Consider the following 14,228-nt stretch of genomic DNA (forward strand, 5'->3'; position numbering starts at 1 on the left):
GACAATCCGAATGATGGATCAATGCGTAAACGGAGCGCCGGCGAAGTCTGCGCCGCATCGATCTTTATGGGTATTCGCCTCTATGGAACCGTTACCATGAATCATGGTAACGGTTCCACAACGTGAGTCATGATAACACAGCCCTGTTTTCCTGTCAAGATATCTTTTGGAGAATTTGCGCCGTCCTTGCCAAAGCGGCGGTCCGCCGCTTTTTCGCGGCGGTCTGGCCTGCCGTCACACCGCGCGCACCGAGCCGCGTTCGATCAGCTTGACCGGCAGTAACTCCCGGTGGTCCCGTCCCACTTCCCCCCGGACCATCTTATGGACAATCCGCATGGATTGGGAGCCAACCTGGTCCAAAGGCTGCCAGATCGTGGTCAGTCCCGGCCCCGTGATGGCGTCTTCCGGCAGGTCGTTCACACCGATGAACGAGAGGTCGTCGGGGACTTTGAGCCCGCGCTCCTGCATGTACCGAATTCCATCGACCGCGGATTCATCCTCCATGCAGAATAGCGCCGTCGGGCGAACCTGCGGGTCCATTTCCAGGAAGTGTTCGAAGCGTTTCCAGCTTCGATCCTTGCTGGTAAGGATTGGGGACACATAATCCTCGCGAAAGCCGACCCCCCAATCCTCAAGCGCCTGCCGATATCCCCGAAAGCGATTCAAGCTCCAATTGTAATGCTCGTAGCCAGTGACCATGGTGACGAATCCGATGCGGCGATGTCCGTGCTCCAGCAAGTACTGCGTCGCCATCCGTCCGACGGCGACGTTGTCGATATCGACACTTGCGACGCGCTTGTCTTCCGACATATCGCTCACCATCACGAAGGGAAATCCAGAACGCAGGAGCACCGGCGTCAGGTCGTTTTCCCGGGGCATTCCAAAGAGCAGCAGCCCGTCACAGCGTCGATCCAGCAGACTTGAGAAGCTGTTTGGAACATTCGACCACACATCGTTAGAGCACAGCAGTACACTCTGATGCAATTCATTTGCCGCCGCCGCGACGCCGTTGAGCGTAGGAGCAAAGTAGTTATTAGCGCCCCAAATTACCAAAACCCCTTCTGGAAATACAATCCCAATCACATTCATTTGCGAACGCGAAAGGTTACGCGCCAGCGCGCTGGGGTAGTAATTAAGATCGCGCATGCACTGAAGGATCCGCTCGCGCGTCACGGGGTCCACGCGGGGATGGTTGTTTATCACACGCGAAACCGTCGTGACGCCCACGTTCGCGGTACGGGCAATATCCTTAATCGTGATCAAAATCGATGCTCCCGGCGATCATATGGCGCCGTTTCCATCATACCAAAGGCAAGGAGCAATCGTCAATTGTCCATTCTCGACATTGCAGGTTCAGGAAAAAGCCGGCTGCCGGTCGTTCGCATCGCTTGGCGAGCATGACATGGCGCCGAAAGCTCGTAACGCCGAACGCGCTTCTTCCGTATTCTTAAAGAGAAACGACGCGATCAAATAAGGACATCAATGTGGCGACCAGTCAGAAGGAAATCGGTGAGTTGATTCGGGCAAGACGCGAACAGCTCAATCTCAGTCAGCAGGATGTTTCGAACGGGCTGGAAATGTCGCGGGGCAATTACTCTCGCCTGGAGTCGGGGCAAACGGCGGTGTCGGCGGCGGATCTGACGGAGATCGCCGCAATTTTGGAAATTCGCGCATGCTATCTGCTGGGCGAAGATACGGACGACCACGCCTGCACGCATAACGACGACATCGTACGGCTCTATCGCGGCATACGCGCCGACATGCAGCCGGCGGCGCGGGCGATGATGCAGAGCTTGTACGATCAGTTTCGACGCGAGGAGTCCGGTGAGGATACAAGCGGCTTGTGTCCCTAACTTCGCCAGCTTATGCGATTCGCAGTTTTTCGCTGATGAGCTGGAGGCGCGGGTTGTAGGCTTTCACGCAGTCGCGGCCTTCCAATTTTGAGGCGTAGAGCGCGCTGTCGGATTTGACGAACAGCTGCTCGGCGGAATCCATGGTGTTGTATTCGCAGTATCCGATGCTGGCCGAAAGGTTCGGGCGGACGCCGGCGGCGAATGCCCAGACGGCGCTGCGCACGCGGGCGCGGATACGCTCCAGAACCTGCGCGGCGGCGGCGCTGTCGCAGTTCCACAGCATGACCACAAACTCGTCCCCGCCCCAGCGCGCCGCCCAGTCGCCGGCGCGGAGCTCCTCGTTCAAAATCCGTCCGACTTGCTGCAGCACTTGATCGCCGGCCTCATGGCCGTAACGGTCGTTGATCTCCTTGAAATGGTCGAGATCGATCATCGCCAGGCACGCCGGAACGCGCGTCGCCTGGGCGCGAGGCAGATCGTCTTTCAGGCGGGCGTCGCTCCAGGAGCGGTTCGCGAGACCGGTGAGCGCATCGCGGGTCGCCCGGTGCTCCTGCTCCTTCAAAAGCGTATCCAGCCGCACGATGGTCTTTTGCAGGTCCGACATCAGCAGACCGGCTTCGTCCTTGCCGTTCGTGGGCAGCTTCGGCAGGATCCCATGCTCCATGTAGTCGCGCAGGCTTTGCGAACAGGCCGAGATCGGCTGCAAGAGGGCGTACAGGGCAAAGAAGAGAAAAACGGCGCCGAAAACGATAAACCAGAGCGGCCCGAAATCCGTCCCCATCGGCGGCGGTGGCCCCGGATGGACGCCGGCCGGCGGAGGCGGACCGGGAGGCATGCCGCCGCCGGGGATTCCCGGCGCGCCGTAGTTCGATCGGTGCATCCAGGTCATCGCGATCGTCATCGGACCGTGCATGCCGATCACGGCGAGCAGGAGAAACTTCGCAAGATAGCTTTTGGGGAAGAGAAACCGCGAAAAGAAGTTGTAATAGCGCACGTTCGTTTTCATAAGCGAGTGTTTCCTGCCGCATGCCGCAGGCCGGCGATCGGTAATCCTACTCGGATTATTCCCGGTTCGGCGCGCGAACTACAACAAGAAACTCTCGCATGAACGTGACGGTGTGGACGGAGGCCAGTCCAAGGGCGACGCCTTAGGACAGCGCGCCCATGGACTTTCGCGGGATCAATGCTTGTTCGCGCCCGCCTGCATTTGCGACTGGGTCTGGGCGCCGCCCTGAAGCGCGGCGATCGCACGCGCCTTGGCGTCCTCGGGAATATTCGGATTATTGCGTATGGCCGTGATGCGGTCCGCGACGGACGCTCCCGAGGCCGTGGCTTTGGGCGCCATGTCTCGCGGCGCGCATCCGGCAGTCGCCGCCCCGCAGAGGGCGGCGAGGATCATCCAGTTCCTGTTTGATCGTGATATTCTCATATGCTTAATAGGGAGCCGTTCCGGCCGAGCCGTCGTCGCTGACACTGCTGATATAGATATCTTTGTACCAATCGATCTGACCGCGATTCTTGGATTTGACATGTCCGTCGAGCCATAGGAAGTTGGACGTGTTCGCGTGGCGGTAGCGCGGAAGCTGGTTGCAGCCGGCCCAGGCGCCGATCTGCGCGGCCGTGGTCGCATCGCAGTCGCCGTTCACGAGATCCACGGCGGTCGATGGATTGTGATAGTTGTTGGCGGCGTTCAGGCCGCCGGTGGACCAGGCGTACTCCGCCGCCGGGAACATCCCATATCCCCACGGGCCGGTCGCCGGCTCGCCATTCGAGCCGCCCTCCAGCATCATGACTTTTTCGGCGGGAGCATCGACACGGGCCAGCGTGGAAGTGGTCCCGTTGAAGTCGGGAAAAAGATCAAATCGGATATGATACTGGTTGCCTTCGTGGGGAACCGGAAAGGAAGGACAGGAGTAGACGCCGCCGTTGCGCGCGTCCACGCTTCCCGCCTTGACGTACGGCATGATCACCGTGTCCCATTCCGCTTCCTGAGGTCCGCCCGGCGAGGTGAACGTATAGCCGAACCGGGATAAGGGATAAGTCTCGTCGTAATCCTGAACGTACTGCATCATCGCCAGGCCGATCTGCTTGAGATTGCTGGAGCAGGTGATGGCTCGCGCCTTTTCGCGCGCCTTGGCGAAGACTGGGAAGAGGATTGCGGCAAGAATCGCAATAATCGCGATGACAACGAGCAGCTCAATGAGCGTGAAACCTTGCTTTCGATCTGTTTTCATCATAGTTGCTTTCCTGGAGCGGTAAGATATCGGACGTCTGTTGCAGATAACTACAACGTTGTAGTTAGATTATATCACTGGATATTCCGCGTGTCAAGGACCAATTTTCCCAAGGAGATCATCGCGATTGCGTCCGAACAACGGCGGTTTGACACGCACACGCCATTGTGCTAGAATTTGCTCAGTGGCCCGCGCGGGCGCGGCGGATGGATCAATGGTTCAATGGCGACACGATTAATCGATATTGCGGAAAAGGCGGGTGTGTCCCTCACGACGGCGTCGCACGTCATGCGAGGATACACAAAGTCTAAGATCAAGCGGGAGACCTGGGACCATGTGCTGAAGGTGGCGGATGAGCTGGGTTACCGGCCGAACGCCATCGCGCGATCGCTGAAGATCCAGCGAACCAACACGATCGGGCTTTACACCGGCTACGGTTACCACAGTCTGCGCGACCCGTTCCTCGCCGAAGTCTATACGGGAATCCAGCGCGTGTGCTCGGACCTGCACTACGACTTTCTGGTCCATGTCGATATCGATGGGAAGGATCCCAGCGAGATCCGCCTGCGGCTCAACGACGGCAAAGTCGCGGGCCTGGTGGTCCACGCCCAGAGCGGCGATCCCGTCGTGGCCGAGCTCGCCCGCATTCGGATGCCCGCCGTGGCGATCGCGGACCGGCAGTCGATGCTTCCCTCAGTCACCGCCGACGACGCCGACGGGATGCGCCAGCTCGCCGATTATCTTTGGAGCCGGGGCCACCGGCACATCGCCTACCTGACATCGCACCTGGAGCTGGCGTCCATCGAAGCGCGCTCCCAGACGATCACGCGCCTGATGGCCGAGCGCGGCGGACGCTGCACGGTGCTGCCGTTCCCACGGCTTCGCCCCGCCGAATTTCTCACACGGATGCTCTCGACTCCCGATCATCCCACCGCGCTTTGCTGCTGGAACGACTATTATGCCTACCAGATGGTGGGCGCCGCCCTCCAAACCGGCGCACGGCTGCCCGAAGATATCGCGATCGTCGGCTTCGACGGGCTGCTGGACACGCTCCTCCCTGCCCGCGCGCTTGTCACCGTCCGAGTTCCCTGGGAAGACATGGCCGCTGAAGCGTCCAAAATGCTCCTCAAGCTCCTCGAAGGCGAGACCCTGCCTCCCGTCACCACATTCCCCGTCACGCTCGTCGCGGGCGACACGGCTTAGGGCGAGCCCGCACGCGCGGCTGTGTCCCCACTTTCTCGCCAACCACAGACGGATCCCGCCAAAATTGGGTATCCTCCCACCGACGAACTCATCAACAACGGAGGAAGAGAATTCAATGGCGACACGTAAAGCGGATGCGGAGTGGACAGGCGACCTGAAAGACGGTCAGGGAACGATGGAGCTGGGCAGCGGCGCGTTCAAAGGCGCGTACTCGTTCAAGTCCCGCATGGAGAACGGCGTCGGCGCCAATCCGGAAGAACTGATCGGCGCGGCCCACGCCGGCTGCTTCTCGATGCAGTTCGCGGCGATGCTCGCCGCGGGCGGCCACGTCCCGACCCGGATCCACACCACGGCCCAGGTCCACTTCGGCCCCGTTGACGGCGGCTTCGCCATCACCGGCATCGATCTGGCGACCGAAGGCGAAGTCCCTGGCCTGAGCGACGAAGAGTTCCAGAAGACCGCCGAATCGGCGAAGGCCAACTGTCCGGTCTCCAAAGCGCTGGCCGCCACGCCCATCACTCTCAAAGCAACGCTGCTTTAAGAACCCGGTCCATTGCGAGCGCCCGGCGGCGTAACGTCGCCGGGCGCTCCACGTCAAGGAAATTTACTTATGGCCGAGCAAGACCTCGAATCGATGTACCGTACGGAAGTAAAGCCGGTCGCCCCGGTCGGCGGCGAGGTTCCGGCGAAGTTCGTCAAGCTGCTACAAAGCAACAAAAACGACGAAGAAATGCGCGTCTATACCGTCACCTTCCACCCCCAGGAAGACAGCGACGAAGAAGACCCCGACGTCCCCGTCCGCCGCTCCCGCTCCAGCAACGCCACGATGGCGCTGGTGACCGTGGAGTTCGGCGAAGCCAAATTTCAAGACTGGAACAAGACCGATCTCAGCATTTTGGAGCACGAAGAAGAGTTTCAGCAAATCGCCCTCCGCGCCGTCGAACGCGCAGGCGAGGATTAGAAAGCAACATAACAGCCCTCAAATTTATGGGGGCTTATAAAAGAAGAACAGATACCAATTGCCTTCAACGTGGCGATAAGCTTTGAAGTCCTTATCCCCACCGTGAGGAACATTATCCAAACTTGGCAGCAGATTTGGCGGGGGAGTCTTAAAATTTGCATAGCCTTTACTCGCTTGCCCCTCCCACTCTTCGCTGAAGGCCGGCGAATTCCATACCGTAAAATCGATAGCCGGAGGCATCTGCTCCATCAATGCTTTGCGCCTTGGAAAATCCATGAGAATGAAAGCGTCAGATGGCGGGATGTTGTAATTGATGGGAGTATGAAATACCAAAAAAATCAAGAGAGGAACAGTGCAGGCGAATGCGCAAGGGATGAATATCCGCCGCCATCGAGCAATAGAGAGTTGGGGCTCTGAATACATATAGCCATGGAGTTTGGAGGCCAGCAAGCCACCGACAGCACCACCGCCTCCCCCCAAGGGAATGAGCAAATACATCATTGCCCAGGGAGCAGCTTCCTGCGCGCAACCGGAGTTTGACACCATCAAAAAAGCCAAGGCTCCGCCGCTGTATATTCCCAATAGGATCCCAACACTCATATAGAGCGTTCGCATATTTCCCCCTGTGACGACGGCGCCGATATTGATGGGATCATACCGGCATACGGACAAACCGGAGTAGGTCGAAAGACCTGTTTTTGAGCAGGAACTCCGCGCTTAAGCATGGAAATAGGCAGTATCGCCCTTTGAGCCCAAAGTTCGGTGGAATGATGCTTTCCGGGCGTTTCTCTGGAAATGAGGATAGGACGGAATGGACGTGCCGCGAGGCGAGCAAGATCGCGTCTTGGAAACAGTGGCGGCGGCGGATTTGAGCGCCGAAACGCCGCATCAGCTTCGGCGGATCGCGGATTCCGCGCCGCTGCTGATCGGCTACGTCGGCGTCGACCTGCGTTACCGCTTTAATAACCGCGCCTATACGGAATGGTTCGGGCTGACGGGCGATGAGATGCGCGGCAAGCACATCGCGGACATTGTCGGCCCCGTCGCCTTTGCGGCCGCGAAGGAGCATTTGGACGCGGCGTGCTCCGGCCATGTCACGCAGTTCGACACGCATATGTCCTACCAGCGCGGGGGCAGCCGTTACGTCCACACCACCTTTGTTCCCGACACCGCCGCCGGCGGCGAGGTCCAGGGAATCGCCATCTTCGTCACCGATAACTCGCGGCTCCTCCAGGCTCAAACGGACCTGATGGAAGCCTACAAGCGCGAAGTGATTGTCAACACGATCGGCCGCGCGGCGCGCAGCGCCACCGATCCCATGCTGATCCTCAAGACCACCACGGAAGTCCTTGGGAAGGCCCTGAACGCCGACCGTTGCTACTATGTGACGTACGATCAGAAGCGCGGACGCGGGACGGTCGGGCCGGACTGGAACCGGGATGGCTTGGAATCGATTGCCGGCGAATACGATATGTTCGCCTATCACCTGAACCGCAACGCCGCGTATCTGTCCGGAACGACCGATGTCGTGGAAGACTCGTTTGCCTTGCCGGACAACGCCATGTCGGTCAAGCTGGGCCTGCGCGCGCTGGTGCGGGCGCCGGTCCATCAGAATGAAGTTATGACCGCGCTCGTCGTCGCGATGTCCGACCAGCCGCGACTGTGGACCGAACGTGACATCTCCCTTGTGGAGACCATCGCAACACAAACACGCGGCGCCGTGGAGGCCGCCCGCGCCCGTCTGCGCGAGCGCTCCTTCCTGCGCGACGTCCTCTCCAGCGTCACCGGCGGCAAACTCCTGCTCTGCGACCATCCCGGCCAGCTCCCGCCGGTTCGCACGCTCATACACGGTCCGATCCCAATGGATTCCACCGCCGCGCTGCGCGCGATACGCCACGAGACTCAGCAAGCCGCTCAGAAGTGCGGCCACGCCGCCGAGCGAGAAGTGGACCTCCTCACCGCAGCGTCGGAAGCGGGCATGAACGCCATTGTCCACGCCGGCGGCGGAACCGCGTATGTCTCCTACAGCGACGATGGCGTCGTACAGGTCCGCGTCGAGGACCAGGGCCTGGGCATCACGATGGAAAACCTGCCCAAAGCCGCCTTCGCCCGAGGCTTCAGCACCAAATCCACGCTCGGCCACGGCCTGAAGATGATGCTGGAAACCGCCGACCGCGTGTATCTCCTGACCGGCTCAACCGGAACCATCGTCATCCTGGAGCAAGAACGCGTCCAGCCGCTGCCGGCGTGGCTGTAGAGGGAGCGGCTCCCGAGTGAACTCCGACCGGCCTTCGGGTGCAAATCCACCCCCGGCGCTTCGGCCGCCCCCTCCCTGGCAAGCCCTCTCTATCCCTTCCCACGCTTCCGCAACAACTTCATCACCGCCGCCTCCCCCTCGTCCAGCGCGTGCGGATCGGCGGCAATGGCGGCTTTGACGTCCTTCAGGGCTTCGGGCAGCGCGCCTTCCATGTAGGATTCGATCACGGCGGGGTGGACATAGCACTTGCGGCAGATGGACGGCGTATTTCCCAGGCGCTGGGAGACGGCTTCGATGGCCTGCACGACGTTTTTCTTGCGCTGGGTGTCCGTGTCGCACTCCTCGCAGTCGCAGAGGGCAAGGGCGGCGAGAACCGTGCCGGCCCAGGTGCGGAAGTCCTTGGCGGTAAAGTCGTCGCCGGAGATTTCTCGGAGGTAGGCGTTCACGTCGCCTGAGTCGATGGAGTGGCGGTTCCCGTCGTCGTCCACGAATTGGAACAGCTCTTGTCCGGGCAAGTCGCGAAGGCGCTTGACGATGCGCGCCAGACGGCGGTCGTGCAGCTCGATGGAATGGTCTTTGCCGCTCTTGCCGCGAAAGTGAAACTTCAGCGCGGACGATCCCACATCGACATGCCGATTGCGCAGAGTCGTCAGCCCGAACGATTTGTTCGTCTTCGCGTACTCTTCGTTGCCGACGCGGATCATCGTCGTCTCCAGCAATCGGACAATCGTCGCCAGGACCCGTTCGCGCTTCAAGCCCGGCAGACCAAGGTCGTGGAACACCCGCTCGCGCACATGCGGCAGCGCTTCGCCGAAGACGATCATGCGCGTGTACTTCGTGTCATCGCGCACCGTACGCCATTTCGGGTGATAGCGATACTGCTTGCGCCCGCGCGCGTCTCTGCCCGTCGCCTGCAAATACCCTTTGGGATGCGGGCAGATCCAGACGTCGGTGTACGCCGGCGGGATGGCGAGCGACCGAATTCGCTTCAGCGTTTCCTCGTCCTTGACGACTTTTCCATCAGGATCGAGATACCGAAACCCATCGCCGGATTTCTGACGCCGGATGCCGGGTTTGGTGTCGGAGAGATAACGCAGTCCGGCTTCCTTGGCGGACAACATGGGGTCGGGATGAAGTTCTTGAGTGGTCGCTTGGGTATGCATGAAGGGTATTTACCCAAAACAGAAACCAGCCTCCCACGCAGGACTCCCCCGTCCCAATGCCGAACAGTTGTTCAATGCAAGATTCTATTTCCGTGTATTGTGACGGACTCACGAAAGTGTATAAGGGCGGCAAGAAGTCGGGGGATATCGTCGCGGTCGACAATATCAGCCTGCGGGTGCCGGCGGGGGAGTTTTACGGCTTTCTGGGACCGAACGGGGCGGGGAAAAGCACGAGCATTAAGATGCTGACGGGGCTGCTCCGGCCGACGTCGGGGCGGATTGTGATTGCCGGGCATGACTTGGCCGTGGATCCGCTGGCGGTGAAGCGCGCGATCGGGGTGCTGCCGGAGGATTTGAATCTTTACGAGCGATTAACGGCGTCCGAATTTCTTGTGTTCGCCGGGCAGATGTACAGCATGCCGCTAGCCGAGGCGCGGCGGCGCAGCGAGGAATTGCTTGCCGTGATGGAGTTGGGCGACGCCGGCGATAAGCTGATCGTCGATTTCTCCATGGGTATGAAGAAGAAAACGGCGCTCGCCGGGGCGATGATCCATAACCCGCCCGTGCTGTTTCTCGACGAGCCGTTCAATGGGATCGACGCCCTTTCTTCGCGCAAGATTCGCGATGTCTTGAAGCAGCGAACGGAGATGGGAGCGACGGTCTTCTTTTCGTCCCATGTGCTGGAAGTCGTCGAAAAGCTGTGTACGCGCGTGGCGATCATCGCGCGCGGCCGGCTGGTCGGCGAAGGCACGATGGATGAACTGCGAGCGCTGACCCACGACACCTCCCTGGAGGATATCTTCGTCCATCTCGTGGCGTCCCCCGATGAGGCGTCGCCCGTCGCCGACGCGTCACAGCCATGGTACTCGCGCTCCGTGTCGCGTTTCGACGGGGAGCAGTAATCCCGATGTCCTCTCTTCGACTGATGCTGGAGCTGAAGCTCAAGCTGACCTGGCGAGGTTATCGACGCAGCACGTGGAAGATTCTGGGCGCGATCCTGCTTCTGCTGGCCTTCCTGCCGGTCAGCGGATTCGTTTCGTTCGGCCTCTGGTGGCTGCTGAACAATGTCGGCCCTTCGCTGCAAATGCCGATTGCCCGCGACGCCCTTACGGTCGTATTCGTGATCTGGGCCGTCACCCCGCTGCTTGGGTTTCAGCTCAACGAATCCTACGACCTGACCAAACTATTCGTCTACCCGATCTCCTACCAGACGATCTTTGTGGGCAGCGTTCTGGGAGGACTTCTCGACACGCCGGTGCTGCTGATGCTGCCGCCGCTGGTCGTGCTCCTCGTTCACTTCTCGCCGAATTTTGGGGCGGGCGTCCTCAATTTCCTGCTGCTGACGTCATTTCTTCTGCTGACGCTGGCCCTCGCGCAGCTGATCACGCTGACGCTTGTCGGGTTCCTGCGCAGCCGCCGTTTCCGCGATATCACCGTCGTGCTGTTCCCGCTGATCGGATTGTGCTATTACGTCGGCCAGCAGGTCCTCGTGCGGCGGTTCTCCACATTCAGTCACAATCTTCTTTCGCCACAGATCCTCAACGCTCCGCCCTGGCGCATTGCGGATCGGCTCCCCTCCGGTTTCGCCGCGTCGGGACTGGAGGCGACGGCAGCGAATGACTGGGGACGCGCGCTGCTGCTGCTCGTTCTGATCCTCGCCGCCGGCGCGGCGATCGCGGCGGCGGCCGCGCGGGTCCTGCGCCAGCTTTATTTGGGCGACGCCGGACCGGGCATCGCCCGGATCGGGCAGCCGTCCGCCGCCACGCCGTTAGCGAAGGGGCCGCAGCTCCCCGGGTGGCTGCCGGAGACGATCGCGGCGATCGCCGCCAAGGAGTTCGTTTACCTGCGGCGCGATCCTCAGTACAAAGCGCTGGCGGTCCAGAGCGTATTCTATCTGGTGATGATCACCGCGCCGATCTTCATGCCCGCAGTTTCGTCGGGGCGAGCGCTGCCATCGTTCTTCGGCGATTACATCCCCATCGCCCTCAGTGGGGCGCTGCTGCTCTCCATGGCGCCGCTGATCTTCAACTGCTTCGGCGGCGAAGGCGCTGCGATCTCCGTCCTGTTTTCGCTTCCCGTCTCACGACGAGACATTCTGCTGGGAAAGAACCTGGCCCATCTGGTGATGCTCGTGGCGCTGAATGCGGCGGGGCTGCTGCTGTCGGCGGCGTTCAGCGGGCACTGGGAAAAGATCCCGATCACGATCACCTGGGTGCTGCTGGCGTCCCCGGTGCTGCTGGCGGCGGGCAATCTGATCTCGGTCCAGCTGCCGCACCGGATGATCGTGCGCGGCCAGCGCTGGCAAAAAGGCGGCGCGCCTGCGGCCGGCGGCGACAGCGCCGGCTGCGCCGTCGCCTTCCTGCACCTGCTCGCCTACGGCGTCACCCTGCTCGCCCTCTTCCCGGTCGCCATGGCGATCCTGCTGCCCGCCGTCTCCATCATCTCCCCCGCCTGGTACGCGCTCTCACTGCCCCTCGCCGCCGTCTATTCCATCGCGCTCTACGGGATCTTACTGGGCCAGGCCGAAACCTGGCTGCTGCGCCGCGAGCCGGAGATCGCCGCGCAGGTCACGCCGCCGGATTAACGATCCGTATTCGTCATCGACCGATATGCCCCCGGGGTATATCCCATCTTTTTCTTGAAGATCCGAAAGAAATAATTGTCCGACTCGAAGCCCGATCGCTGGCCGATCGCTTCGACGGTCAGCGTCGTGGTGCGCAGCAGTTCCGAAGCATGATGGATTCGCAGCTGGAGATGGTACTGTGCGGGCGAGATCCCCGTATACTCACGGAAGGCACGCCGAAACCAGCAATAACCGACTCCCAGCTCCACCGCAAGCTCTTCCACATTCACCGGCTCATGGACTCTCTCGCGCAGATTCGCCTTCGCCGCCTCGACGACGCGCGCAATTTCCGTTCCGGCGAAGTTCTGACGCAGGGACGCCGCCATTGCAACCGCCAGCACCTGCAGCGCTCCGGCCGCAATCACCTTCTGATAGCCGACCTGCTCGTCGCGCATCTCTTGGAAGATACGACTGAACTCCTCCACCAGGCGCTCGCTGTGACCGATATTCAGCACAGGCTGCGCGGTCGTGAGTGGATATTCCGCCACCAGCTCCGCCGCGCGCTTCCCCTGAAAACCAATCCAATATTCATCCCATCCCGTCTCAAGGTCTGGACTATAGCGATGCCATTCCCCGGGAAATAGCATAAAGAGCATCCCCGCCTTAATCTGCGCGCTTCCGCCCAATCTCGATTGGAAAACGCCGCCGCCACGCGTGATATAGATCACCTGATACTCCTGAAGCGTCCGCCCCTGTGTCCAGCGCAAGTCATGATCGTCCGGATGGTTCAGCGGCGGATACGGAGTATGCGGGGGGATCAGCGTGTAACCGCCCGAGACGACAAACAGGCTTTGACGCCGGACTTCTTCGCCAACCGGGAGATAGCGGTAAAAGTGTTTCATCTGGATAAACGTCGCCTTGCGGCTATGAACAGCCGCCTGTACGACGGTATACCTGTTTTTCATTCAAAAAGTGCACCTTTGATTTTAAAGCGTGCATATCTCAAATATTACTAGCGCGCAATACTAAACGTGGCTATCCATCCAAACCATCGAAAACATTTCTTTGATGGTGATAATGGGCTTTTTGAGAAAATCAGCAAAATTGCTCAAATTTTGTTTTTCGCTCAAAAAGTACACCTTTAATATCACAATGTTCATTCTCAAGAAGCTACTAGCGCGCTATACTAAGATTATCGTTCTCATGATTACTCAAGGAGCTTAACAATGAAATCTCGTTTTGGATTCACTCTCATTGAATTACTAGTAGTAATCGCAATAATTGCGATTCTCGCAGCCATTCTCTTCCCCGTCTTCGCCAAAGCCCGTGAGAAGGCTCGGCAAATCACGTGCGCCTCCAACCTCAAACAGCTAGGCCTGGGCTTCCTTCAGTATACGCAGGACTATGATGAGATGTTGCCGTATCGCAGCGGATCGACGGGCGCGCAGGTCATCTGGCCCGTGACGATTATGCCTTACCTGAAATCTATCGCAGTGTTCTCCTGCCCGGACGACAGCACGAAGAGCAGCGCCGGATTCGCGCAGAATCCCCCTCTCTCCTATGCAGCCAATCAGAATGTGATCACCTCCCCGGGCAACGCCATCCCGTCGTTCAATGCGCCGGCGTCCACCGTACTGCTGGCGGAGCAGGTGAACAATACGATCGACTTCAAAACCACGACGTACAGCAATTACGACACCATTTGCATGACGTTCGGCCGCCCGGGATGGGGCGTCGAACTGGTGACGGGATACATGGGAGGCTCCAATTCCGCAAAATGGTCGCGCCCGGCTCGCCACACCGAAGCCTCGAACTTCCTGGCGCTGGACGGCCACGTCAAATGGGTGCGCGGCGCGGCGGTCAGCCCAGGACTGGATAATTCGTCGGCAACCGGCGCCGAGACCGGCGGAACGTATGGCGCCGCCGCTGGCACAGGCAACGGCGCTTACGCCTTGACATTCAGCCGAATGTAAACCGCGACGCAATTGAACATT

At 60.1% G+C, this 14,228-nt stretch carries 16 protein-coding genes; 9 read left to right on the forward strand and 7 right to left on the reverse strand.

The window, feature by feature from the left end; translation table 11 throughout:
• Positions 1 to 234 precede the first annotated feature (234 nt).
• The gene (locus D5261_RS02130; RefSeq protein WP_119323889.1) at positions 235 to 1,263 is read right to left on the reverse strand and encodes a LacI family DNA-binding transcriptional regulator; all 1,029 of its coding nucleotides are present in this window, start codon (positions 1,261 to 1,263) and stop codon (positions 235 to 237) included.
• On the opposite strand from D5261_RS02130, the gene D5261_RS02135 reads away from it, so the two are divergent.
• Together D5261_RS02135 and D5261_RS02140 are read left to right on the forward strand one after the other, a co-directional pair.
• Positions 1,256 to 1,474: a hypothetical protein gene (locus D5261_RS02135; protein ID WP_119323888.1), complete on the forward strand. Its 219-nt coding sequence runs from the start codon at positions 1,256 to 1,258 to the stop codon at positions 1,472 to 1,474. The genes D5261_RS02130 and D5261_RS02135 overlap by 8 nt on opposite strands.
• 10 nt (positions 1,475 to 1,484) lie before the next feature.
• Positions 1,485 to 1,853: a helix-turn-helix domain-containing protein gene (locus tag D5261_RS02140; RefSeq protein WP_165864520.1), complete on the forward strand. Its 369-nt coding sequence runs from the start codon at positions 1,485 to 1,487 to the stop codon at positions 1,851 to 1,853.
• Between the two features lie 10 nt (positions 1,854 to 1,863).
• Here D5261_RS02140 and D5261_RS02145 read toward each other — a convergent pair whose 3' ends face one another.
• The 3 genes from D5261_RS02145 to D5261_RS02155 all read right to left on the reverse strand — a co-directional run bounded on the left by D5261_RS02145 (position 1,864) and on the right by D5261_RS02155 (position 4,090).
• Positions 1,864 to 2,859, reverse strand: a complete 996-nt coding sequence (locus D5261_RS02145) for a GGDEF domain-containing protein (protein ID WP_119323886.1) — start codon at positions 2,857 to 2,859, stop codon at positions 1,864 to 1,866.
• Between the two features lie 174 nt (positions 2,860 to 3,033).
• On the reverse strand, positions 3,034 to 3,252 hold the full coding sequence (locus D5261_RS02150; protein ID WP_119323885.1) for a hypothetical protein: 219 nt from the start codon (positions 3,250 to 3,252) through the stop codon (positions 3,034 to 3,036).
• A 34-nt stretch (positions 3,253 to 3,286) separates the two neighbouring features.
• Positions 3,287 to 4,090, reverse strand: a complete 804-nt coding sequence (locus D5261_RS02155) for a DUF1559 family PulG-like putative transporter (RefSeq protein ID WP_119323884.1) — start codon at positions 4,088 to 4,090, stop codon at positions 3,287 to 3,289.
• 219 nt (positions 4,091 to 4,309) lie between these two features.
• On the opposite strand from D5261_RS02155, the gene D5261_RS02160 reads away from it, so the two are divergent.
• The 3 genes from D5261_RS02160 (at position 4,310) to D5261_RS02170 (ending at position 6,251) form a co-directional block, all read left to right on the forward strand.
• Positions 4,310 to 5,290 carry a LacI family DNA-binding transcriptional regulator gene (locus tag D5261_RS02160; protein ID WP_119323883.1) on the forward strand — a complete coding sequence of 327 codons (981 nt, stop codon included), beginning with the start codon at positions 4,310 to 4,312 and terminating at the stop codon, positions 5,288 to 5,290.
• Between the two features lie 115 nt (positions 5,291 to 5,405).
• Positions 5,406 to 5,831: an OsmC family protein gene (locus D5261_RS02165; protein WP_119323882.1), complete on the forward strand. Its 426-nt coding sequence runs from the start codon at positions 5,406 to 5,408 to the stop codon at positions 5,829 to 5,831.
• Between the two features lie 69 nt (positions 5,832 to 5,900).
• Entirely contained in the window at positions 5,901 to 6,251 is a 351-nt protein-coding gene (locus D5261_RS02170) for a hypothetical protein (protein WP_119323881.1), read from the forward strand.
• A 24-nt stretch (positions 6,252 to 6,275) separates the two neighbouring features.
• Here the strand turns inward: D5261_RS02170 and D5261_RS02175 are convergent, their stop codons facing one another.
• Positions 6,276 to 6,866, reverse strand: coding sequence for a hypothetical protein (locus D5261_RS02175; protein WP_125206245.1), 591 nt, complete (start codon positions 6,864 to 6,866; stop codon positions 6,276 to 6,278).
• Positions 6,867 to 7,062: 196 nt separating this feature from the next.
• On the opposite strand from D5261_RS02175, the gene D5261_RS02180 reads away from it, so the two are divergent.
• Positions 7,063 to 8,508 carry a PAS domain-containing protein gene (locus tag D5261_RS02180; protein ID WP_119323879.1) on the forward strand — a complete coding sequence of 482 codons (1,446 nt, stop codon included), beginning with the start codon at positions 7,063 to 7,065 and terminating at the stop codon, positions 8,506 to 8,508.
• 89 nt (positions 8,509 to 8,597) lie between these two features.
• Here D5261_RS02180 and D5261_RS02185 read toward each other — a convergent pair whose 3' ends face one another.
• Positions 8,598 to 9,671, reverse strand: coding sequence for a DNA topoisomerase IB (locus D5261_RS02185; protein WP_119323878.1), 1,074 nt, complete (start codon positions 9,669 to 9,671; stop codon positions 8,598 to 8,600).
• Positions 9,672 to 9,745: 74 nt separating this feature from the next.
• Here D5261_RS02185 and D5261_RS02190 point away from each other — a divergent pair, with 74 nt between their 5' ends.
• Both D5261_RS02190 and D5261_RS02195 read left to right on the forward strand, forming a co-directional pair.
• Positions 9,746 to 10,573 carry an ABC transporter ATP-binding protein gene (locus D5261_RS02190; protein WP_119323877.1) on the forward strand — a complete coding sequence of 276 codons (828 nt, stop codon included), beginning with the start codon at positions 9,746 to 9,748 and terminating at the stop codon, positions 10,571 to 10,573.
• Positions 10,574 to 10,578: 5 nt separating this feature from the next.
• Positions 10,579 to 12,255 carry an ABC transporter permease gene (locus D5261_RS02195; RefSeq protein ID WP_125206244.1) on the forward strand — a complete coding sequence of 559 codons (1,677 nt, stop codon included), beginning with the start codon at positions 10,579 to 10,581 and terminating at the stop codon, positions 12,253 to 12,255.
• On the opposite strand, the gene D5261_RS02200 is transcribed toward D5261_RS02195, so the two are convergent.
• The gene (locus tag D5261_RS02200) at positions 12,252 to 13,199 is read right to left on the reverse strand and encodes an AraC family transcriptional regulator (protein ID WP_119323875.1); all 948 of its coding nucleotides are present in this window, start codon (positions 13,197 to 13,199) and stop codon (positions 12,252 to 12,254) included. The two genes, D5261_RS02195 and D5261_RS02200, sit on opposite strands and share 4 nt — an antisense overlap.
• 261 nt (positions 13,200 to 13,460) lie before the next feature.
• Here D5261_RS02200 and D5261_RS02205 point away from each other — a divergent pair, with 261 nt between their 5' ends.
• Entirely contained in the window at positions 13,461 to 14,207 is a 747-nt protein-coding gene (locus D5261_RS02205) for a DUF1559 family PulG-like putative transporter (RefSeq protein WP_119323874.1), read from the forward strand.
• Positions 14,208 to 14,228: the final 21 nt, after the last annotated feature.

This window comes from Capsulimonas corticalis (assembly GCF_003574315.2).
Classification (GTDB): domain Bacteria; phylum Armatimonadota; class Armatimonadia; order Armatimonadales; family Capsulimonadaceae; genus Capsulimonas; species Capsulimonas corticalis.